At 74.9% G+C, this 21807-nt stretch carries 18 protein-coding genes and 1 pseudogene; 12 read left to right on the top strand and 7 right to left on the bottom strand.

All coding sequences use genetic code 11. The annotated features are described in order from the left end of the window. Positions 1-135: 135 nt before the first annotated feature. Both V1L54_RS03495 and V1L54_RS03490 read left to right on the top strand, forming a co-directional pair. Positions 136-372, top strand: coding sequence for a hypothetical protein (locus tag V1L54_RS03495; protein WP_330116336.1), 237 nt, complete (start codon positions 136-138; stop codon positions 370-372). Positions 373-747: 375 nt separating this feature from the next. Further along, a complete protein-coding gene (locus V1L54_RS03490) occupies positions 748-1113 on the top strand; it encodes a hypothetical protein (RefSeq protein ID WP_330116335.1) in 366 nt (121 codons plus the stop codon). Between the two features lie 186 nt (positions 1114-1299). Here the strand turns inward: V1L54_RS03490 and V1L54_RS03485 are convergent, their stop codons facing one another. After that, positions 1300-3045, bottom strand: coding sequence for a dolichyl-phosphate-mannose--protein mannosyltransferase (locus V1L54_RS03485; protein ID WP_330116334.1), 1746 nt, complete (start codon positions 3043-3045; stop codon positions 1300-1302). 96 nt (positions 3046-3141) lie between these two features. Between V1L54_RS03485 and rsmI the strand changes: the two genes are divergently transcribed. From rsmI to V1L54_RS03450, 7 genes are all read left to right on the top strand, one after another. Then, entirely contained in the window at positions 3142-4011 is an 870-nt protein-coding gene (gene rsmI, locus V1L54_RS03480; protein ID WP_330116333.1) for a 16S rRNA (cytidine(1402)-2'-O)-methyltransferase, read from the top strand. A 118-nt stretch (positions 4012-4129) separates the two neighbouring features. Then, on the top strand, positions 4130-4414 hold the full coding sequence (locus tag V1L54_RS03475) for a hypothetical protein (RefSeq protein WP_330116332.1): 285 nt from the start codon (positions 4130-4132) through the stop codon (positions 4412-4414). A 72-nt stretch (positions 4415-4486) separates the two neighbouring features. Next, on the top strand, positions 4487-5362 hold the full coding sequence (locus V1L54_RS03470; protein ID WP_330116331.1) for a TatD family hydrolase: 876 nt from the start codon (positions 4487-4489) through the stop codon (positions 5360-5362). A 96-nt stretch (positions 5363-5458) separates the two neighbouring features. Further along, positions 5459-6886 carry a resuscitation-promoting factor gene (locus V1L54_RS03465; RefSeq protein WP_330116330.1) on the top strand — a complete coding sequence of 476 codons (1428 nt, stop codon included), beginning with the start codon at positions 5459-5461 and terminating at the stop codon, positions 6884-6886. A gap of 83 nt (positions 6887-6969) precedes the next feature. After that, complete coding sequence (gene rsmA / locus V1L54_RS03460; RefSeq protein WP_330116451.1) at positions 6970-7809, top strand: 16S rRNA (adenine(1518)-N(6)/adenine(1519)-N(6))-dimethyltransferase RsmA; 840 nt, start codon at positions 6970-6972, stop codon at positions 7807-7809. Next, positions 7806-8774, top strand: coding sequence for a 4-(cytidine 5'-diphospho)-2-C-methyl-D-erythritol kinase (locus V1L54_RS03455; protein ID WP_330116329.1), 969 nt, complete (start codon positions 7806-7808; stop codon positions 8772-8774). The genes rsmA and V1L54_RS03455 overlap by 4 nt, the downstream gene beginning before the upstream one ends. A gap of 119 nt (positions 8775-8893) precedes the next feature. Further along, the gene (locus V1L54_RS03450; RefSeq protein WP_330116328.1) at positions 8894-10345 is read left to right on the top strand and encodes an acyltransferase family protein; all 1452 of its coding nucleotides are present in this window, start codon (positions 8894-8896) and stop codon (positions 10343-10345) included. A 143-nt stretch (positions 10346-10488) separates the two neighbouring features. Here the strand turns inward: V1L54_RS03450 and V1L54_RS03445 are convergent, their stop codons facing one another. The 4 genes from V1L54_RS03445 to V1L54_RS03430 form a co-directional block, all read right to left on the bottom strand. Next, positions 10489-11163, bottom strand: a complete 675-nt coding sequence (locus V1L54_RS03445; RefSeq protein ID WP_330116327.1) for a lytic polysaccharide monooxygenase auxiliary activity family 9 protein — start codon at positions 11161-11163, stop codon at positions 10489-10491. A gap of 161 nt (positions 11164-11324) precedes the next feature. Continuing rightward, positions 11325-12512, bottom strand: a complete 1188-nt coding sequence (locus V1L54_RS03440) for a serine hydrolase domain-containing protein (RefSeq protein ID WP_330116326.1) — start codon at positions 12510-12512, stop codon at positions 11325-11327. Positions 12513-12572: 60 nt separating this feature from the next. Continuing rightward, complete coding sequence (locus tag V1L54_RS03435; RefSeq protein ID WP_330116325.1) at positions 12573-13376, bottom strand: energy-coupling factor ABC transporter ATP-binding protein; 804 nt, start codon at positions 13374-13376, stop codon at positions 12573-12575. 111 nt (positions 13377-13487) lie between these two features. After that, positions 13488-13646, bottom strand: a complete 159-nt coding sequence (locus tag V1L54_RS03430; RefSeq protein WP_330116324.1) for an Arc family DNA-binding protein — start codon at positions 13644-13646, stop codon at positions 13488-13490. Positions 13647-13717: 71 nt separating this feature from the next. Between V1L54_RS03430 and V1L54_RS03425 the strand changes: the two are divergent. Next, positions 13718-14888: pseudogene (locus V1L54_RS03425) on the top strand (RNA-guided endonuclease InsQ/TnpB family protein). Between the two features lie 35 nt (positions 14889-14923). Here the strand turns inward: V1L54_RS03425 and cbiQ are convergent. Continuing rightward, positions 14924-15685: a cobalt ECF transporter T component CbiQ gene (cbiQ, locus tag V1L54_RS03420; RefSeq protein WP_330116323.1), complete on the bottom strand. Its 762-nt coding sequence runs from the start codon at positions 15683-15685 to the stop codon at positions 14924-14926. 1 nt (position 15686) lies between these two features. After that, positions 15687-16808 carry an energy-coupling factor ABC transporter permease gene (locus tag V1L54_RS03415; protein WP_330116322.1) on the bottom strand — a complete coding sequence of 374 codons (1122 nt, stop codon included), beginning with the start codon at positions 16806-16808 and terminating at the stop codon, positions 15687-15689. Positions 16809-17125: 317 nt separating this feature from the next. Here V1L54_RS03415 and V1L54_RS03410 point away from each other — a divergent pair, with 317 nt between their 5' ends. Together V1L54_RS03410 and V1L54_RS03405 are read left to right on the top strand one after the other, a co-directional pair. Next, on the top strand, positions 17126-17539 hold the full coding sequence (locus V1L54_RS03410) for an SsgA family sporulation/cell division regulator (RefSeq protein ID WP_330116321.1): 414 nt from the start codon (positions 17126-17128) through the stop codon (positions 17537-17539). Between the two features lie 625 nt (positions 17540-18164). Further along, on the top strand, positions 18165-21710 hold the full coding sequence (locus tag V1L54_RS03405) for a S41 family peptidase (protein ID WP_330116450.1): 3546 nt from the start codon (positions 18165-18167) through the stop codon (positions 21708-21710). The last annotated feature ends 97 nt before the right edge of the window (positions 21711-21807 follow it).

The raw sequence follows: 21807 nt of genomic DNA, 5'->3' as shown, positions 1-21807 counted from the left end.
GACACGTACAGCGCAGAAGAACGGGATATCGGCACACGGCAGGATCTACCGTGTACCGGGCGAACGAGTTCCGGCATTACGCGGAACAAGCCCGCGAAGCGAATTCGAACATTCGTACATCGGAGGTATGCACCCATGAACCTGAAGCGGACCGCGGCCGTCTCGCTCTCCACCGCCGCACTGGTGGCCGCCGGCGCCGGCGTCTCCCACGCCGACGGACCCAAGTTCCAGAACAACTCCCAGGTCCTGTCCTGCCTGACCCTGGAAGTCCTGGACGTCCGGATCCTGTCCGGCGCCAACAACAACATCGACTGCTCGCAGAACTACGAGAAGGAGGTCAGGGTCGAGAGCGTCAAGTCGTACAAGCACTGACGCCACCGTCGGCGCAAACCGGCCCTGGCCCGCAGAGGCCGCTTCCGGGTTCACCGGAGGCGGCCTCCCGCCGTTTTCCATGCACCCGTTGAATACCGAATCCACAGCACCACCTAATTGGAGTAGTAACAACCCGGGACCCCGTCTCGTTCACTGGTTGGCGAAGTCGGCGACGAACTTTCCGCAAGACACGCAAGCGGCGAAAAACACGCTTCTGTGGATTCGGTCGGTTAATGTCGCCGATGTGGGGGTCACTCCCGCCTTCCGGTGGACCGGCCGCATGGTGACAGTACTCCGGAAACCGACTCCTCGGCCGCTCGGCGGTGGCCGGGGATCATCGGAAACTTCCTTCTCTCGTCAAGGAGACAAGACCGCATGAAGCTGCAGAAGTCGCTCGTCGTTTCGCTCACCGCCGCCATGGCCCTCGCGGGCGGGGCTGCCGTCGCCCAGGCCCAGGACGGCGCGAAGTTCGAGAACGACAGCCGGATCCTGAGCTGCGACATCATCGAGGTCATCGACCTCCGGATCCTGTCCGGCGCCAACAACAACATCGACTGCTCCGAGAACTACGAGGAGGAGACGCACATCAAGAAGGTGCACAAGGTCGAGAAGGAGGCGAAGATCGTCCTCGCCCCCGAGCAGCACCAGGCCCAGGGCCAGGGTCAGGGCCAGGAGACCGGAGCCGCGGCGGGTGCCGAGGCCGAGGCCGAGAACAAGAACAAGAACAAGAACGTCGACTGACGCTTCCACGTCGGTTTCCGTTCTGACCCTCTCATGACGCCGCCCGCCGGTTCCTCCGGCGGGCGGCGCCTGTGTGTGCCCCCCGTGTGCCCCGCACGGCGCGCGGCGCGGCAGCGGGCGGGGCGGACTCACGGACGCACGCCCCGCGTCCGGGGGAACGGGGAGGACCGGGGGACGGGAGGCCCGTCAGACCCAGGTGTCCAGCCACATCCGGCCCTGCCAGGCGTCCTTGGGGAGCTGCTGGGCGGTGTAGACCGGATAGAAGTAGACGAAGTTCCACACGATCGCCAGCACCAGCACCCCCGCACCCGCCGCGCCGACCGCCCGCCGCCGTTCCGTGCTGCCGGGCGGGCCCAGGATCGCGCCGATCATCATGGCCAGCGCCAGGCACAGGAACGGCACGAAGACGACCGCGTAGAAGTAGAAGATCGTCCGCTCCTGGTACAGGAACCACGGCAGATAGCCGGCCGCCACCCCGCACAGGATCGCGCCCGCGCGCCAGTCGCGGCGCAGCGCCCAGCGGTACAGGCAGTACAGCAGCGCGAAGCAGGCCGCCCACCACAGCAGCGGGGTGCCCAGGGCGAGCACCTCGCGGGCGCAGCCGCCCTCCGCCGTGCAGCCGTTCTCCCCCCGTTCGGCGGACTCGTAGAAGTACGAGACCGGGCGCGCGTCCACCAACCAGCTCCAGGGATGGGACTGGTAGGGGTGCTCGGAGGTCAGGTTGACGTGGAAGCGGTAGACCTCGGCCTCGTAGTGCCACAGGCTGCGCAGCCACTCCGGGACCCAGGTCAGGTCGAACCGGGGCAGCGGCCCCAGCTCCGGCGACAGCCCCTTGCGGCCCTCCGCCCAGGTCCGGAAGTAGCCGTCCCGGCCGGCCAGCCAGCCGGCCCAGGAGGCCAGGTAGACGGCGACGGCCACCGGCACCAGGGCGAGGAAGGCCGGCCCGGCGTCCCGCCGCAGCACCGACCGGTACGGGCGGCGCGCCCCGGCGGTGCGCCGGGAGCCGACGTCCCACAGGACGACGAGGAGTCCGAAGGCGACCAGCACGTACGCGCCGCTCCACTTGGTGGCGCAGGCCAGCCCCAGGAAGACCCCGGCCGCGAGCCGCCAGGGCCGCCATCCCAGGTTCAGCAGCCCGCCCACCCCCGCGTCGGGCCGTCCGTCCGGCGGCAGGGCCGCGGCGAGCCGGGCGCGGGCCGCGTCCCGGTCGGCCAGCAGGCAGCCGAAGGCCGCCAGCACGAAGAACATCAGCACCAGGTCGAGCAGCGCGGCGCGGCTCATCACCAGGTGCAGCCCGTCCACCGCCAGCAGGACGCCGGCCAGGCAGCCCAGGGCGGTGGAGCGGAAGAGGCGGCGGCCGATGCGGCAGACCATCAGCACCGACAGGGTGCCGAGCACCGCGACCATGAACCGCCAGCCGAACGGGTTCAGGCCGAACATCATCTCGCCCAGGGCGATGACCCACTTCCCCGCCGGGGGGTGCACCACGTACGCGGCGGTCTCGCCGAGCGGGGCGGCGGCGGGGTTGTCCAGGATCGTGTCGTTGGCGCTGTCCGCCCAGGTGCCCTCGTAGCCGAGCTTGTACAGGGCCCAGGCGTCCTTGGCGTAGTAGGTCTCGTCGAACATCACCTCGTGCGGGGAGCCGAGGTTCCAGAACCTCAGCAGCCCGGCGAACAGCGCGACCAGCAGCGGCCCGCCCCAGCCCGTCAGGCGCCCCAGCCGCCGCGCGTCCCGGCCGTCCAGTCCGAACAGGCCCCACACCGGGCTCCGGCCGGGCTCCGGGTACGGCGGTACGAGGCGCTCCCGGACGCCGGCCCGCGCGGGCGGCGCGTACCCGTAGCGCCGCAGCCGCTCGCGCCACGCGGGGGGCCGCTCCCGCGCGGGTTCCCCGTGCCGGGCCTGAGTAGCGGTGTCACTGGTCACGCGGGCCATCGTAGGGAACGGTCCGCGGCCGCCCCGCCCCGTCCCGGTGCCACCGGGCGGGCGGGACCGGGACAGGGCCGGGCGGACGCCTGGGAGGATGGCCGGGTGAGCGGAACACTCGTACTGGCAGGAACCCCCATCGGCGACGTCGCCGACGCGCCGCCGCGGCTGGCCGCCGAGCTGGCCGGGGCGGACATCGTCGCCGCCGAGGACACCCGGCGGCTGCGGCGGCTGACCCGGGCACTGGAGGTCGAGGTCACCGGGCGGGTGGTGTCGTACTTCGAGGGCAACGAGGCGGCGCGGACGCCCGAACTGGCCGAGGCGCTCGCCGGCGGCGCCCGGGTGCTGCTGGTGACGGACGCGGGCATGCCCTCGGTGTCCGACCCCGGCTACCGGCTGGTGGCCGCCGCCGTCGAGCGCGGCGTACGGGTCACGGCCGTGCCCGGGCCGTCCGCCGTGCCGACCGCGCTGGCGCTGTCGGGACTGCCGGTGGACCGCTTCTGCTTCGAGGGCTTCCTGCCGCGCAAGGCCGGCGAGCGGCAGGCGCGGCTGCGCGAGACGGCCGGGGAGCGCCGCACCCTGGTGTACTTCGAGGCCCCGCACCGGCTGGCCGCCGCGCTGGAGGCCATGGCGGAGGTCTACGGCGCCGGGCGCCGGGCCGCGGTGTGCCGGGAGCTGACCAAGACGTACGAGGAGGTGCGGCGCGGCCCGCTGGGCGAGCTGGCCGAGTGGGCGCGCCAGGGTGTGCGGGGGGAGATCACCGTCGTCGTCGAGGGCGCGCCCGCCGCGGTCCCGGGCGGGCTGGACGCCGCGGAGCTGGTGCGCCGGGTCGCGGTGCGCGAGAGCGCCGGAGAGCGCCGCAAGGAGGCCATCGCGGCGGTGGCGCGCGAGGCGGGGGTGCCCAAACGGGAGGTGTTCGACGCGGTGGTCGCCGCGAAGAGCGCCGGGCCCGGGGCCGGGCCGGGGGCCGGCTGAGGCGCTCCGGAGGGAGCGGCCCCGGCGGGTGTGGCCGGGAATCGCATAAAGGATCGGTCACATCCGTGCATTTCGGGCATCCGAGGAGTCCACTGGGAGAAAGCGGGAGGAGGTTCCCATGGACCCCAGGCACACGCCCCCCGGGCACCCGGCCGCCCACGAGGAGTACTCGTTCGCCTGCATGCACTGCGGACACGGCTGGGAGCAGGCGTACGACATCCGGCACCACACCGACCTCGACGGACGCCCCTTCGTCACCTACCACGACCCGGCGAGCGGCGCGCGGGTGCCGTCGCCGCTGACCCGTCCCGCCTGCCCGGCGTGTGAGACGCACGTGGTGCGGATCATGGGGGCGGGGCGGGTGACCGCGGTGGAGCACGCGCTGCCGCGCGAGCGGCCCTGACGGCCGCGCCCGCCGGCCCGGGCCGGCGGGCGCGCGGCGGGTGGTGCGGCCGGGCCGCCTAGGATCGGCCGTATGGAGCAGTCCCCCAAGACGGCCGGGGCGGCCGGGGCGCGGAAGAGCGCGAAGCCCGTCCGGCCCGCGCCGCCGCCCGCGCCCCTGGCCGTACCGGTCGCCGACTCGCACACCCACCTCGACATGCAGGACACCACCGTCGGGGAGGCGGTCGAGGCGGCCGCCGCGGTCGGCGTGACCACCCTGATCCAGGTCGGCTGCGACCTGGAGCGCTCCCGCTGGTCCGCGCGTACCGCCGCCGAGCACGAGAACGTGTGGGCCGCGGTCGCCCTGCACCCGAACGAGGCGCCGCGCATCGAGGCCGCCGGGGGGCGCGCGGCCCTGGACGAGGCGCTGGCCCGGATCGCCGAGCTGGCCGCCCGGCCGGAGGTGCTGGCCGTCGGCGAGACGGGCCTGGACCACTACCGCACCGGCGAGGAGGGGCGCGCGGCCCAGCGGTACTCCTTCCGCCGCCACATCGAACTGGCCAAGCGGCTGGACAGGGCGCTGGTGATCCACGACCGCGACGCCCACGAGGACGTGCTGCGCGTCCTGGCCGAGGAGGGCGCCCCCGAGCGGACCGTCTTCCACTGCTTCTCCGGCGACGCGGCGCTGGCGCGGGTGTGCGCCGAGCGGGGGTGGTTCATGTCGTTCGCCGGGAACGTCACCTTCAAGAACGCCCAGCCGCTGCGCGACGCACTGGCCGTCGCGCCGCCCGAGCTGCTGCTGGTGGAGACCGACGCACCCTTCCTGACCCCGGCCCCGTACCGGGGACGCCCCAACGCCCCGTACCTGATCCCGTACACGCTGCGCGCCATGGCCGAGGTGAAGGGGCTGGACGAGGAGAAGCTGGCCGGGCACGTCGCGGCCAACACCGCACGCGCCTTCGGGTACTGAGGGCCCGGAAGGGCGTCACTCCGGGTATTCATACAACTTGGGAGAGTGACGGAGGCTCCGCTAGGGTCCGGCCACCTGGACCCTTGGAGTCGCGTCGTGAGCCATCCGCAGGAGACCCTGCCGTACGAGCACGGGTACGGGTACGAGCCCGCATACCCCGCCACCTCTCCGTACCAGCCGTGGGACCAGTCATGGGACCAGCAGTGGGACCAGCCGTGGGAGACGCGGGCATGGGAGGCGGCCGATCCCCGTCCCCCCTCGTACGGGGAGTACGGACCCGGGTACGAGTACGTCCCGCCACCCGCGGACCCGTACGTCCCCCCGCCGTACGTCCCCCCGCCCGCCGGGGGCCGGGCCGGAGGACGCAGGGGGCGGCGGGCCGCGCACGCCCGGCGGCGGGCCGGCCGGCGCCCCGCGGCGCTGCGCGCCCTGCTGCCCCGGGCACTGGTCCTCGCCTTCCTGACCGGCGGCACCACCGCCTTCCTCGCCCACGACAAGGCCGTGGAGCTGACCGTGGAGGGCGAGCGGCGCACCCTGCACACCTTCGCCGGTGACGTCGCCGGGCTGCTGGCGGACGAGGGCGTGGAGCTCGGCGAGCACGACGCCGTCTCCCCCGCCCCCGGCACGGCGCTCGCCCACGGCGACCGGGTCACCGTCCGCCGGGCCCGCCCCCTCGCGCTGACCGTGGACGGTCGCGAGCGGCGGGTGTGGACCACCGCCCCCACCGTGGCCTGGGCGCTGCGGCGGCTCGGGGTGCGGCCCGAGGGCGCGTACCTGTCGGTGCCCGGCGACCGGCCCATCGGCCGTGGCGGCCTGGCGCTGCGGGTGCGGACCGAGCGGACCGTGACCTTCCTGGCCGACGGGCGCGAGCACACCGTCCGCACCAACGCCGCGACCGTGCGCGAGGCGATGGCCGAGGCGGGCATCGGCCTGCGCCGGGCCTGCGGGGACGGCGTGCGCTGCGCGGACCGGGTGTCCGCGCCGCTGGACTCCTTCCCGCGCGAGGGCCAGACGGTCACCGTCCGGCGCGTCACCGACACCACGGAGGTCCACGAGGAGCCGGTCCCGTACCGCACCGTGCGGCGCCCGGACCCCGCCCTGCCGCGGGGCACCGAGGTGGTGGAGCGGCCCGGCCGCGCAGGGCTGCGGCGGATCACCCGCGAGGTGCGCGCGGTGGACGGCGTACGGCAGCGGCCCCGGCGGACGGCCGCGGCGGTGGTGCGCGAACCGGAGCCGCGGGTGATCCGGGTGGGCACCGCCGAGCCGCGCGCGGAGCGCGGTGCCGACGGCCTGGACTGGGCTGCCCTGGCCCGCTGCGAGTCCGGCGGGCGGCCGGACGCGGTGGACCCCACCGGCACGTACGGCGGGCTGTACCAGTTCGACACCCGCACCTGGCGGCGGCTGGGCGGTACCGGCCGGCCGCAGGACGCCCCGCCCGCCGAGCAGACCCGGCTGGCGAAGAAGCTGTACGTGCGCCAGGGCGCGGCGCCCTGGCCGGTGTGCGGCCGTAAACTGCACCGGTGAGCTCAGCGGCCCCCTCCCCCTCCGGCCCGCCCGGTCCCCCCGGCCCGGCGGATCCGTCAGGTCCTCCCGGCACCGACGCCCTCCTGGGTCCCGCCGACGTCCGCGAGCTGGCCGCCGCGCTGGGGGTGCGCCCCGCCAAGCAGCGCGGCCAGAACTTCGTCATCGACGCCAACACCGTCCGCCGGATCGTGCGGACCGCGCGGGTGCGTCCCACGGACGTGGTGGTGGAGGTCGGGCCCGGGCTGGGGTCGCTGACGCTGGCGCTGCTGGCGGAGGCGGCCTGGGTGACGGCGGTGGAGATCGACGACGTGCTGGCGGGCGCGCTGCCCGCGACCGTCGCCGCCCGGCTGCCGGCGCGCGCCGACCGCTTCGCGCTGGTCCACCGCGACGCGCTGCGCGTCACCGAACTGCCCGGCCCGGCGCCCACCGCGCTGGTCGCCAACCTGCCCTACAACGTGGCGGTGCCCGTCCTGCTGCACATGCTGGCGACGTTCCCGAGCCTCGAGCACGGGCTGGTGATGGTGCAGTCGGAGGTCGCCGACCGGCTCGCGGCCGAGCCCGGCTCCCGGGTGTACGGGGTGCCGTCGGTGAAGGCCGCCTGGTACGCGGAGGTGCGGCGGGCCGGGGCGATCGGGCGGAACGTGTTCTGGCCGGCGCCCAACGTGGACTCCGGGCTGGTCTCGCTGGTCCGGCGCGAGCCGCCGCGCACCTCCGCCACCCGGCAGGAGGTCTTCGCCGTGGTGGACGCCGCCTTCGCGCAGCGCCGCAAGACGCTGCGCGCCGCGCTGGCCGGCTGGGCCGGTTCGGCCGCGGCGGCCGAGGCGGCGCTGCGGGCCGCGGGGATCGACCCCCGGGCCCGGGGGGAGGCACTGACGATCGAGGACTTCGCGGCCGTCGCGGAGCGGAAGGGCAGCACCGCATGAGCACCCCGGACATGAGCGCCGCCGCCCCCGGAACCCCGGGCGCGCCGGTCACCGTACGCGTCCCCGCCAAGGTGAACGCGCAGCTCACGGTGGGCGGGCTGCGGCCGGACGGCTTCCACGACCTGGCGAACGTCTTCCTCGCCGTCGACCTGTACGACGAGATCACCGCCGCCCCGGCCCCGGAGGGCGAGGGCCCGCTCCTGACCTGCTCCGGACCCGACGTCGACCAGGTCCCGCTGGACCACACCAACCTGGCCGTCCGCGCCGCCTACGCGCTCGCCCTGCACCACGGCCGCTCCCCCGACGTCCGCCTGCACATCGCCAAGGACATCCCCGTCGCGGGCGGCATGGCCGGCGGCAGTGCCGACGCGGCGGGCGCGCTGCTGGCCTGCGACACGCTGTGGGGCACCCGCACCCCGCGCGAGGAGCTGCTGGCGATCTGCGCCGGACTGGGCTCGGACGTGCCGTTCTCGATGACCGGCGGCGCGGCCCTGGGCCGGGGCCGGGGGGAGGTGCTGACCCCGCTGGAGGTGGGCGGCACCTTCCACTGGGCGTTCGCCGTCGCCGAGGGCGGGCTGTCCACCCCGGCCGTCTACCGCGAGTGCGACCGGCTGCGCGAGCGGCACGGCGCGGGCGCGGGCGTCGCCGACGTCCCCGCGCCGGAGCCCTCGGCCGCGCTGCTGGACGCCCTGCGCGCCGGGGACGCGGACGCGCTGGCCGCCGCGCTGACCAACGACCTGCAGCCCGCGGCGCTGTCCCTGCTGCCCTCGCTGGCCGACACCCTCAAGGTGGGCACGGCGGCGGGCGCCCTGGCCGCCCTGGTCTCCGGTTCCGGCCCGACCTGCGCCTTCCTGGCGGCGGACGCCGCCTCGGCGACGGCGGTCGCCCGGGAGCTGCGGCTGTCGGGCACCTGCCGCACCGCCCGTACCGCCACCGGTCCGGCGCCGGGGGCGATGGTGCGCTGAGCACCCCACCGCCGTACCCGGGGATCCCCGGGTACGGCGGGCCCGGTCGACGTACTCAGCCGGATTCTGAGTACGGGCGCCGTGTCGAACGGGTGGCCGGAGCCGTCAGGCTGCCGGGCATGGACAACAGGGGGACGGCACACCGCACAGGAGACGGCACCGACGCCGGCACCGAAGGACACGGGGTGTCCGGCGTCCGCGCGCTCGCCGCGGCGACGCCCGCCGACCGCGACCGCTACATCGACCTGCTGCGCGTCGCCTCGCTCGGCACGGTGGTGCTGGGCCACTGGCTGATGGCGGCGGTCACGGCCGGGTCCGGCGGACCGGACGGCGCACGCGTGACGGTGGACAACCTGCTGGCCGTGGTGCCCGAACTGCAGCCCGCCACCTGGCTGTTGCAGATCATGCCGGTGTTCTTCCTCGTCGGCGGCTTCTCACACGCGCTGTCCCACCGCTCACTGGACCGCCGGCTGCCGCCCGGCACGCCGCGCTATCCGGCCTTCCTGCGCGCCCGCCTCCAGCGGCTGCTCCGTCCGACCATGGTCTTCACCGCGGTGTGGTGCGCGGCCGCGCTGGCCGTCCGTTTCACGGGCCGCGACGGCCCGCTGTGGGACACCGCCGCCCGGCTGGTGACCCAGCCGCTGTGGTTCATCGGCGTCTACCTGGCGCTGGTGGCCCTCACCCCGCCGATGCTGCGGCTGAACGCGCGGTACGGCTGGGGGGTGTTCGCCGCGCTCGTCTGGGGGGCGGCGATGGTGGACCTGCTGCGCTTCGCCGCCGGGATGCCGTATGTGGAGTTCCTCAACCTCGCCCTGGTCTGGCTCGCGGTCCACCAGCTGGGCATCCTGCGCGCCGACGGACGGCTGGGGCCGGACCGGCGCGTCCCGGCTGCCCTGGCTCTGGGCGGGCTGGCCTCGGCCGCCGCGCTGGTGGCGTGGGGACCGTATCCGCTGTCGATGGTGGGCATGTCGGGCGAGCCGGTCGGCAACATGTCCCCGCCCACCCTGGCCCTGCTCTGCCACGCCGCCTGGCTGGTGGGCGCTGTGGAGCTGCTGCGCGCCCCCGCGGCACGGCTGCTGGCGCGGCCCCGGGTGTGGCGCGCGGTGGTCGCCGCCAACGGGGTGGCCATGACGGCCTTCCTGTGGCACCTCACCGCGCTGTTCGGCGTGTACGGGCTGCTGCTCGCCCTCGGCCTCCCCCTGCCCGCCCCGGCGAGCGCCGCCTGGTGGGCCTGGGCCCCGGTCCGGATCGGTGCCGCGGCGCTCCTCACCGCACTGCTGGTGGCCGTCTTCCGGCGCTTCGAGCGCCCCGCCGCCACTGCCGTCCCCGGCCCGTCCCCCGTTTCCCCGCCTCGTTCCGGCCGTCTCCCGCGCGCCGCCGTCCCGGCCGCCGCGCTGGGCGCGGCCCTGTGCGCGCTGGGGGTGCTGGGCCTGTCCGTGACCGGTCTCGACGGCCTGCCGGCGGGCCACGGCGCGCTGCTGGTGGCGGTACGGATCACCGCCCCGGCCGCGGTCGCGATGACGGTGGCCGGCTGGCTGCTGGTGGAGCGGGCCGGCCGCGCGGCGGGGTGACCGCCGCCGGACCGGCGTACGGCTCCGTCCGGCCGCACACGCCCCCGGGGTCTCCGGGACGCGCACACAGCGCGGCCCCGCCGGACGCCCGGGCGCCCGGCGGGGCCTACCACTACCGATGTCACCGCCGAGGGTTCAGCGGATCACCGGAAGTTCACGTCGCTGCACAGGAAGTAGACCTGGTCCATGTGCGAGGCCTGCCAGATCGTGTACACGATGTGGCGGCCGCTGCGGCCGGGGGCGCTCACGTCGAAGGAGATGTTCTGGGCGGGCGCGTAGCGGCCGGTGGTCTTCACCAGCTCCAGGTTGCCCCAGGTCAGCGGCTGGCGGGTGGCGTCGAAGCCCTGCTTGGTGACGTAGACCTGGAAGAAGTCGGCACCGTGGCTGGCCTGGTCGTACAGGCGCATCGTGAAGTTGGTGCCGACGTCGGTCGTCTTCCAGGCGCCCACGGCGTCCAGCGACCGGTAGCGGCCGCTCTCGGCGTTGCCGCCGCTGCACAGCTGCCCGTCGGGGGCGGCGGCACGGAAGTTGCCGCCCACGTTGTTCTTGTACAGGCCGTTCCAGTTCCACATGGTGTTGGGGTTGGCCTGCCAGGCCTGGGCGCACATCGGGTCTTCCTGCGCCATGTTGGGGTTCAGGTGGTCGCTGCCCCAGCGCTCGTGGCACAGGTACGCGCGGTAGCCGGGGCTGACGATGGCGCCGTGCGCCGAGGCGGTGTTGTTGCTCCAGGGGAGCAGCGCGAGCAGCCCGGCGAAGAGCAGGACTAACGCCGCGCGGAAGGGCACACGGGAGGACTCAGCCCGGTCATGACAATGCATTATGTGGTCTCCGTTTTCCGGCTGTGGGGTTCCGGACCATGGGAGCGCTCCCATGTCATCGTGGCTTTACCCGGCGACACGGAACCGAAACCTCCACCCTTCGGTGTGACCGATCCCCTCACGACTCCGCCGCACCACCGCCGTACGCCGCCGGACGGGCGTCAGCGGGCGTTTCCGCCGGCCGGCACCCGGCGCACGGCACGCACCAGGGCCTGGGCCCGCGGGTCGGAGGTGACCGATTTCTGCAGGGAGTTGGTGACGTAGGCGAAGGCCGTCCCCGTCTCCGGATCGGCGAACGCCAGGGAGCCGCCGCGGCCGGAGTGCCCGAAGGAGCCGGGCCCGAGCATCGGACAGGACGGCCCGTGGAGCATGTACCCCGCCCCGAAGCGGGTGGGGACCACCAGGACGCGGTCGGGCCCGGACGACTCCTCGGCGCGGGCCCGGGCGAGGGTGTCGGGTTCGAACAGCCGGCGGGTGCCGTCGCCGAGGTCGCCGATGAGCGCCGCGTAACAGCGGGCCAGGGCACGGGCGGTGGCCACGCCCCCGGAGGAGGGCAGTCCGGCGGCCAGATAGGCGGGGTCGTTCTCGTCCGGCGGCGGGTCGACCGCGGCGAAGGCCCGGCGGGTGAGGGAGTCCGGGTCGCGCCAGGCCTCGGCGACCTCGCGCCGGGGGCGGACCCGCAGCCCCCGGGAGGGCGGCGCGGGCGGCGCCTCCACCTCGGCGATCCGGCCCACCCGGTGCGCCTGCCCGGCCGGCAGTCCGAGCCAGACGTCCAGGCCGTACGGCCCGGCCACCTCGTCCGCGAACCAGCGGCCCAGGGCGCGCCCGGTGACCCGGCGCACCAGTTCATCCAGCAGCCAGCCGTACGTCTGGGCGTGGTAGCCGTGCGCGGTGCCCGGCTCCCAGGCGGGTGCCTGGGCGGCGACGGCACGCGGCCCGGAGACGCCGTCGAGCGCCTGCTCCGGGGTGAGCGGGGTGTCCAGAGCGGGCAGTCCGGCGCGGTGGCCGAGCAGGTGGCGCACCAGGACGCGCTCCTTGCCCGCCGCCGCGAACTCCGGCCAGTACGCGCTCACCGGGGCGTCCAGGTCCAGCAGGCCGCGCTGGTGCAGCAGGTGCGGGACGGCCGCGGCCATCCCCTTGGTCACCGAGCGCACGAGCTGGGCGGTCTCCCCGGTCCAGGGCGCCCGGCCGTACGGGTCGGCCAGGCCGCCCCACAGGTCGGCGACCCGGTGCCCGTCCCGGTACACGGCCACGGCCGCGCCGCGGTCACCGCGTGCGGTGAGGTTGGCGCGGAAGGCGGCGCGGACCGGCTCCCAGCCGTCCGCCACCGTCCCCTGGACGTCGGCCACTGCTCCCCCCGGCTGCCGGGCCTCCCCGGTCGGTGGTCGATGGTTGCACCGTCCATGCTCCTATGCCCGGGGAAGCGTCACCGAACCGGGGTCGAAACCGAACGGCAGCTCCAGCCGGTGGGCGCGCATCAGCCCGGTGTCGGCCAGCAGGTCCCGGGTGGGGCCGTCGGCGGCGATGACGCCGTCGCTGAGGATCACCGAGCGGGGGCACAGCTCCAGGGCGTACGGCAGGTCGTGGGTGACCATCAGCACGGTGACGTCCAGGGAGCGCAGGATGTCGGCGAGTTCGCGGCGGGAGGCGGGGTCGAGGTTGGAGGACGGCTCGTCCAGGACGACGATCTCCGGCCGCATGGCCAGCACGGTCGCCACCGCCACCCGGCGCCGCTGCCCGAAGGACAGGTGGTGCGGCGGGCGGTCGGCGTGGTCCGCCATCCCCACCCGGTCGAGGGCCTCGCGCACCCGGGCGTCCAGTTCGGCGCCGCGCAGCCCGGCGTTGGCGGGGCCGAAGGCGACGTCCTCGCGGACGGTGGGCATGAACAACTGGTCGTCCGGGTCCTGGAAGACGATGCCGACCCGGCGGCGGATCTCGGCGACGTTGGCCCGGTCCACCGGCAGCCCGGCCACCGTGACGCTGCCCGCGCCACCGGAGAGGATGCCGTTCAGATGGAGGACGAGGGTGGTCTTGCCCGCGCCGTTGGGCCCGAGCAGCGCGACCCGCTCACCGCGCCGCACCGTGAGGTCGACGCCGAACAGGGCCTGGTGGCCGTCGGGGTAGGCGTAGGCGAGGCCGCGCACCTCCAGGGAGGGGGGCGCGGCGGTCCCGTGGGCGGGGCCGGGGCCGGGGTCGGCGTCGGCGGGGGTCACCGGGTCTCCTTTGAGGGTGCCCCGTCCTTGAGGGCGGGGTGGGGGTACCTCCCGCTTGCGGGGGAGAATCGAAGCTCCCGCGTAGCGGGGCATGGGATGGAGCAATCGCCGTCAGGGCGATGGGTCGTCTCCACCCGCCGGGCCAAGGGCGCCCTCAAGCAGGTGGACGATCTCGGAGTTGAGGGACCGCCGGTCGGTGCGGGCCGCTTCCACGAGGCGTGCGTGCAGTTCTGCCGGCAGGCGGAGAGAGATCCGCTTCTCGTCGTCCATGCTAAAGTCATGCCATGACGACACCATAAAAGCAGCGGAAGGATGCCGGGCGCGCCCGGTACACCTACCGGCTGCGGGTGTCGTCCACCGCCCGCACCGCCCTGCTCGCCGAGTGGGACCGCTGCCGGTGGATGTGGAACGAATGCGTCGCCAAGTCCCGGCAGATACACGCCCGCAACCGCGCGCGCCCAAACGACAAGCTGACGTGCGGCCCGGCGCAGCTCGACAAGATGCTGACCGGGGCCCGCGCGAAGCTGCCGTGGCTGCGCGAGGGTGCCTCGGTGCCGCAGCAGCAGACGATCCGGGACTTCGCCACGTCCCGCTCGAAGGCGATGAAGGACATCGACAAGCGGCTGCCGATCCGGCAGCGCGCCGGGATGCCCCGCCCGAAGAAGAAGCACCAGGCGCTGCCGACACTGAACTACACCACCCGGGGATTCCGGCTGAAGGACGGCCGCCTGCACCTCGCGGGCGGGATCGTGCTGACGGTGGTGTGGTCACGGGATCTGCCCTCCGTGCCGTCCTCCGTGCGCGTGTACCGGGACAGCCTCGGCCACTGGTATGCCTCCTTCATCGTTGTCGCCGAGACCCAGCCGCTCCCGGCCACCGGCCGCGTCCTCGGCGTGGACTGGGGCGTACGTGAGACCGCCACCACCACCAGCGACGCCCACGACCTGCCGCACCCGCAGTACGGCAGGACCGCCGCGCGGAAACTCGCCCGCTACCAGCGGATGATGGCCCGCCGTAAGCCCGCGAAGGGGCAGCCGGCGTCCAGGGGCTACCGGCAGGCCCAGGTGCAGGCCGCGAAGCTGTACAAGAAGATCGCCCGGCAGCGCCAGGACACCGCCCGCAAGTGGGCCAAGCGCGTCGTGACCGACCACGACGCCATCGCGGTGGAGGACTTCCGCCCCAAGTTCCTCGCGAGGACCACCATGGCCCGCACGGCGGCGGACGCCGCGATCGGCGCCACCAAGACGGCCCTGATCGAAATGGGCCGCAAGCACGGGCGGGACGTCCGCCTGGTGCGCCCCGCGCACACCACCATGGACTGCGCGCAGTGCGGAGCGAGAGCCAAGCACGCACTACCTTCTCTCGGAACGTACCTACACCTGCACCGCGTGCGGAGCCGTGTCCCCCAGGGACAAGAACTCCGCGCGCGTGATGCTGGTCCGGGCTGGTCTCATCCCGGCTGGTGCCGAGGGCGTAAGACCCCCGGGAGCGCTGCTCCCGCAGGCAGCCTGAGCCAGGAATCCCCCGCCCTCAGGCAGGGGAGGACGTCAAAGGGTCCATCCCAGCAGACAGACCGCGAGCGCGGCGAGCGGGAGGGCCGCGGCGTACGACCACTGCGCGCGGGTGGCGGCCGTCTCGTCGAGCACCGGCATCGTGCCGGTGTAGCCGCGGCTGACCATGGCCAGGTGCACGCGCTCGCCGCGCTCGTAGGAGCGGATGAACAACGCGCCGGCGGACTTGGCCAGCACCCCCCACTGCCGCGGTCCCCGCGCGGTGAAGCCGCGCGAGGCGCGGGCGACGCTCATCCGGCGCATCTCGTCCGTGATCACGTCGCCGTAGCGGAGCATGAAGGAGGCGATCTGCACCAGCAGCGGCGGCATGCGCAGCCGCTGGAGGCCGAGCAGCAGCTCGCGCAGCTCGGTGGTGGCGGCCAGCAGCACGGAGGCGGCGACGCCGAGGGTGCCCTTGGCCAGGATGTTCCAGGCGCCCCACAGCCCCGGCTCGCTGAGCGCCAGGCCCAGCACGTGGACGCGCGGCCCCTCCGCCACGAAGGGCAGCAGGACCGCGAACGCCACGAACGGCACCTCGACCAGCATCCGCTTCAGCAGGTGGCCGGGCGGCACGCGGGCCGCGGCGGCGACCGCGGCCAGCAGCAGCACGTAGAGGCCGAAGGCCCACACCGCCTCGCGGGGCGTGGCGACCACGGTGAGGACGAAGGCGAGGACCGCGACGGTCTTGCAGTGCGCGGGGAGCCGGTGCACGGGCGAGTGCCCGTGGCGGTAGAGCCGGTGGGTGTGTCCGGCGCCCATCTCAGGCGGTTCCGGCCGGGGTGCCGGCCCCGGCCGTACGGCCGTCGGCCCCGGCGCCGGTGTCCTCCCCGGCCCGGCGGCGGCGTACGACCAGCAGGGTGATCCCGGAGCCGACGGCCAGGGTCGCGCCCACCCCGACGACCCCGGCGACCCCGCCGGAGAGCCGCTCGTTCGCGATGTCGGCCACGCCGTAGTCGGCGAGCGGCGAGCCGGCCAGGCCGTGCTCCTCCTCCTGCTCGGCGATGCCGTGCTCACCGGCGACCTTCTCCAGGCCGTCGGGCGAGGCGGAGGCGTAGAAGCTCACGACACCGGCGCACAGCAGGGTGGCGGCCAGCCCGCCCGCCCAGACCTTCCGGGCGGAGGCGGCGGGCCGCGCGGCGGGCGCGGGCGGCTCCGAGCCGGCGGGCGCGGGCAGCTCCGTGCCGTCGGCGGCGCGCAGGACGAGGGGGCGGGCCAGGCCGCGGGCACCGTGCACCAGGTCCGGGCGGACGGCGAGGACCGCGCTCACGGTGGCGGCGGTGATGGCCGCCTCGCCGACGCCGATCAGCGTGTGGACACCGAGCATCGCCGCGAGGACCTTCCCCAGGGAGACCTCGGCGGTGCCGCCGACCGCGTACAGACCGGTGAAGACGGCGGCGGCGGCCGGTACGGAGACCAGGGCGGCCGTGAAGGCGGCCGCGGTGACCGAGCTCCGCCGCCGGGGCAGGACCAGCACCAGGGCGCGGAAGACGGCGTAGGCGGTCACCACGGTGACCACGCCGATCAGGGTGATGTTGGTGCCCAGCGCGGTGAGACCGCCGTCGGCGAAGAGCAGGGCCTGCAGCAGCAGGACCACGGCCAGGCAGAGCACGGCCGTGTACGGGCCGACGAGCACGGCCGCGAGCGCCCCGCCCATCAGATGCCCGCTGGTGCCGGCCCCGACGGGGAAGTTGAGCATCTGGACGGCGAAGACGAAGGCCGCCACCAGCCCGGCCAGCGGCGCCGTGCGCTCCGCGCCGAGGCTGTCGGCGGCGCCCGCCAGCTCGCGGCGGGCGCCGCGCAGGCTCACCGCGACGGCGGCAGCTGCGACGGCGCCGGTGGCCACCGACACGGGGGCGTTGAGGAATCCGTCGGGGACATGCATGTCGGCTCCGCTCTCTGCTTGCAGGGACACCACGCGAGGGAGTCGGCTCCCCTTCTCGATAGTAGGGACTTGTTGCAAAGACTTTGCAAGAGCGCCTGTGTCGCCAGTGACCGCGTGTGGTCAGTCGGGTGGAGAAGCGTCGCCGAGCCGACCGCTTGGCGGGTGATTGACATGAGACGGCAGGTAAGACCGAACCGCCGCAAATGCCGGATCCTCACAAAACTGTTGCAGAGCTCACAGAAATTACTCGCGGTATGTCGTCATGAAAACGCCCTGGCTGGGTCGTAGGAAAGCAGGCCCCCGGAAGGAGCAGCGCCATGCCCATCATCATCGACCACAACGTCCAGGCCCGTCTGGTCACCGTCCCCTCCCTCACCCGGGACGTCCCCGTCGGGTTGCGCTACGACCGGCAGGACCCCTTCGCCGTGCGGATCGTCTTCCCCTCCGAGGTCTCCCTCGACGGCCACGAGGTCGTCTGGGTGTTCTCCCGCGAACTGCTGGAGGAGGGCCTGCGGTCCCCGGCCGGGCCGGGGGACGTGCACGTCCGGCCGGGCGAGACGGGACGGACCGTCGTCGAGCTGCGGGCGCCGGAGGGGGTGGCCGTGATCGAGTTCACCACCGCCGACCTGCGGCGCTTCCTGCGCGGCACCTACGAACTGGTGCCCGGCGGCGGCGAGCGCCACGAACTGGACATCGACAGGGTGCTGACCGCGCTGCTGCGGGGCGTGTGACACCCCGGCGGCGGCAGCGCACGACACACGGCGGACAGCACCGCCGGGGAGCCGCGGAAGACCGGCGGGACCGGACGGACCCGAAGGTCCGGGCACCCCACCCACCCCCGGGAGCCCGCCGGACACAGGACCGGCGGAGGCAGTCCGCACCGGGCGCGGCGGACGCGCCCCCGACACCCCCGGCGAGTGGCCCGCGCGGCCTCTCGCCCGCCATCGCGGCAGCCACCCCGCCCGCTCGCCGGGCAGCGCCGGAACGGCCGGGCCGACCGCGACACACATCACGAAGGCGCCGACGAGGAGCGCGACGGCCGGGCCGGAGCCCGGCAGCCCGACCACCGCACCGGGTCGGGCGCTCCGGCGGAGCCCGCGAGAACACCGACCACGACGGCCGCGGCGGCGGCCACCCGCGCCCCGGCCCGGAACCGGGAACGCCCTGTCCCGTCCTGTGGCCCTGCCCTGCCCGGGCCGTTCGCCGCGGGGCCCGGCCTCACCCGTCCGGGTGACCGGAAGTCCTCGCGGTCCACCGGGCCGGGGGCCGGAACCGGCGGCCGCGGCCGGACAGGACGCCGGCACCTCGCCCGTCACCCGGAAGCAGGAGTTGCCGTCACCCGTCCGGCGGCCGATCATGGGAGGGGTGAGCGCTTCCTCCGCCCCTCCGGCTCCGCCCGTCCCCCCGGCCCCGGCGGACGGGGAGCCGCCCGGTGTCTACCTCCGTTTTCCGCACCTCCACGGTGAGCTGCTGTGCTTCACCGCCGAGGACGACCTGTGGGTCGCCCCGCTCGTCCCCGAGGGCACCCCGGCGGCCCAGCACCCGCCGCGCGCCTGGCGCCTGACGGTGGACCGGACCCGGATCGGGCATCCCCGCTTCTCCCCCGACGGCCGCCACCTCGCGTACACGACCTGGCGGAGCCTGGACCCCGAGGTCCACCTCACCCCCGTCGAGGGCGGCCCGTCGCGGCAGCTGACGTACTGGGGGGCCGTCGACACCCAGGTCCGCGGCTGGACCCCGGACGGCGACATCCTGGCCGTGGCCTCGCACGGCCAGCCGTTCTCGCACTTCGCCTGGGCCCACCGGCTGTCCACCGACGGCGGCCCCGGCGAGAAGCTGCCCTGGGGGCCGGTGTCGGACCTGGCCGTCGCCGGCCTCGACGGCGAGGTCCGCACCCTGCTGCTGACCGGCACCCCGCCGCACGAGCCCGCCGCCTGGAAGCGGTACCGCGGCGGAGCCATGGGACGGCTGTGGCTGGAGGGCGAGCGCCTGGTGCCCGAGCTGTACGGGCATCTGGACTGCCCGATGATCGTCGGCGGCCGGATCGCCTTCCTCTCCGACCACGAGGGCGTGGGCAACCTCTACTCCTGCCGCCCCGACGGCACGGACCTGCGCCGCCACACCGACCACGCCGACTTCTACGCCCGCCACGCCGCCACCGACGGCGAGCGGGTGGTGTACCAGTGCGCGGGCGAACTGTGGCTGGTGGACGACCTCTCCCCGCACGCGCGGCCGCGCCGGCTGGCCGTACGGCTGGGCGGACCGCGCGCCGGACGGCGCGGCTACCAGGTGCCGGCCGCGGGCCATGTGAACTCCCTGGCCGTGGACACCACCGGGCGGGCCAGCGCGGTCGGGGTGCGCGGCAGCCTGTACTGGCTCACCCACCGCGACGGCCCCGCCCGGGTGATCGCCGACACCCCGGGGGTGCGGGTGAGGCTGCCGGAGATGCTCGGCTCCACCGGGCAGCTCGCCTACGTCACCGACGCCGAGGGCGAGGACGCCGTGGAGATCGCCCATCTGCCGCGGGCCAGCGGCACCGGCGAACCGCGGCGGACGGCGGCCGGCCGGCTGGGGCGGGTGCACGAGCTGGTCGCCGCGCCGGACGGCGGGACGCTCGCCGTCGCCTCGCACGACGGCCGACTGCTGCTGGTCCGCACCGGCGCCGGCCCCGGGGAGGCGGAGGGCGCCGGCGAGGACGCCGGGAGCGGCGGCACCGGCGAGGAGCCGGCCGTGGAGACCGGCGGGGAGACGGTCGAGGACACCCCGCCGCCGGACGCACCGTCCGGCACCGCGTCCGGCTCCTCCGCACCGGACACGGAGGACGCCGGGACCGCCGGAACCGCCGGGGACACCGCCGGGGACACCGCCGTCACCGAGCTGGTCCGCTCCGAGGCCGGCCCGGTGCGTCACCTCGCCTTCTCCCCGGACTCCCAGTGGCTGGCCTGGGCCCAGCCCGGGGCCGGCGGCGCCCTCAGCCGCATCCGGATCGCCCGGCTGAGCGACCGGACGACACTGGACGTCACCGAGGGCCGCTTCGAGGACGAGCAGCCCGTCTTCACCAGGGACGGCCGCTATCTGGCCTTCCTCTCCTGGCGCGGCTTCGACCCGGTCTACGACGTGCACACCGGAGACCTGTCCTTCCCGCTGGGCTGCCGCCCGTACCTGGTGCCGCTGTCCTCGGCGACGCCCTCGCCCTTCGCGCTCTCCCCCGAGGGCCGCCCGGCGGCCGGCGGGCTGGACCCGGACACGCTCGGCGAGGCGGCCGGCGAGGAGGGCACGGTGCTGGTGGAGGCCGAGGGGCTGGCCAGCCGGGTCACCCCGTTCCCGGTGCCGGCCTCGAAGTACTCCTCCCTCCACCCCGTCAGCGGCGGCGGGCTGGTCTGGCTGCGCTGGCCGATCTCCGGGGCGCTGGGCGAGACGTTCGCCAACCCCGCCGACACCTCCGGCCGTCCCACCCTGGAGCACTTCGACCTGGTCAAGGCCAAGCGGACCGAGCTGACCGGCGACATCGACTGGTTCGCGGTCAGCGGTGACGGCACCCGGCTGGTGGTCAACGACGAGGGCGAACTGCGGGCGGTCCCGGCCACCGAGTCCGCCGACTCCGACTCCACGACCTACCTCGACCTGCGCCGCATCCTGCACGACGTGGACCCCTGCGCGGAGTGGCGGCAGGCCTTCGAGGAGGCCGGCCGGATCATGCGGTCCTACTTCTGGGACCCGGGCATGTCCGGCGTCGACTGGGACGCGGTCCTGGCCCAGTACCGGCCGCTGGTGGAACGGGTGGCCTCCCCGGACGAGTTCGCCGACCTGCTCCGCGAGACGGTGGGTGAGCTGGGCACCTCCCACGCGTACGTCTCGCCCGCCCGGCGCGACGAGGGGCCCGCCCACTACCAGCGGCCGATCGGGCTGCTGGGCGCCGACCTCGCCCCCACCGGGGACGGCCGGTGGCGGGTGGCGCGCGTCCTGCCCGGCGAGTCCTCCGACTCCCGGGCCCGCTCCCCGCTGGCCGGCTCGGGCATCCGGGACGGCGCGCTGCTCACCCATGTGGACGGCCGCCCGGTGGACCCGGTCACCGGCCCCTACCCGCTGCTGGCCGCGGCCGGCGGCACCACCGTCGAACTGGCCTTCCTCACCCATGACGCGGGCGATCCGCCCGACGCGGAGCCGAGCCGCCCCCGCCGGGTCGCGGTCGTCCCCCTCGTCGACGAGCGCCCGCTGCGCTACCAGGACTGGGTGAGCCGGCGCCGGGCGGTCGTCCGGCGGCTGAGCGAGGGCAGGTGCGGCTATCTGCACATCCCGGACATGGGCGGTTCGGGCTGGGCCCAGTTCAACCGCGACCTGCGGGTGGAGGTCTCCCGGCCCGCGCTGATCGTGGACGTGCGCGGCAACGCGGGCGGCCACATCAGCGAGCTGGTGGTCGAGGCGCTGACCCGCAAGGTGCTGGGCTGGGACCTGGTGCGCGACGCCCGGCCGGTCAGCTACGCCTCCAACGCCCCGCGCGGCCCGATCGTGGCGCTGGCCGACGAGGCCACCGCCTCCGACGGCGACATGATCACCGCGGCGTTCCGGCTGCTGGGCATCGGCCCTGTGGTCGGCACCCGCACCTGGGGCGGGGTCGTCGGGATGACCGGGCGCCACCGGCTCGGCGACGGCACGGTGATCACGGTGCCGATGAACGCGGCGTGGTTCGACGGGTACGGCTGGTCCGTGGAGAACCACGGCGTGGAGCCCGACATCGAGATACTGCGCACGCCCCGGGACTGGACCCGGGACCGTCATCCGATGCTGGAGACGGCCGTGCGCACCGCCCTGGACCTGCTGGAGAGGCACCCGGCGGCGGCCCCGCCCGGTTACGAGGACGTCCCCGACCGCTCACGGCCGCCGCTGCCGCCCCGGCCGTGAGGGGAGCCGTCCGGCGTGCGCGTCCGGTATACGGGTACCGGCGAAGTATGCCGGGTTTGAGAAGGCCCGACCGTCTCGACGCACTTCGGGAGTAAGC

This window comes from Streptomyces rubellus (assembly GCF_036323805.1).
GTDB lineage: Bacteria > Actinomycetota > Actinomycetes > Streptomycetales > Streptomycetaceae > Streptomyces.
Note: the sequence above shows the minus strand (reverse complement) of the source record. Positions and strands in the feature narration are given on the sequence as shown.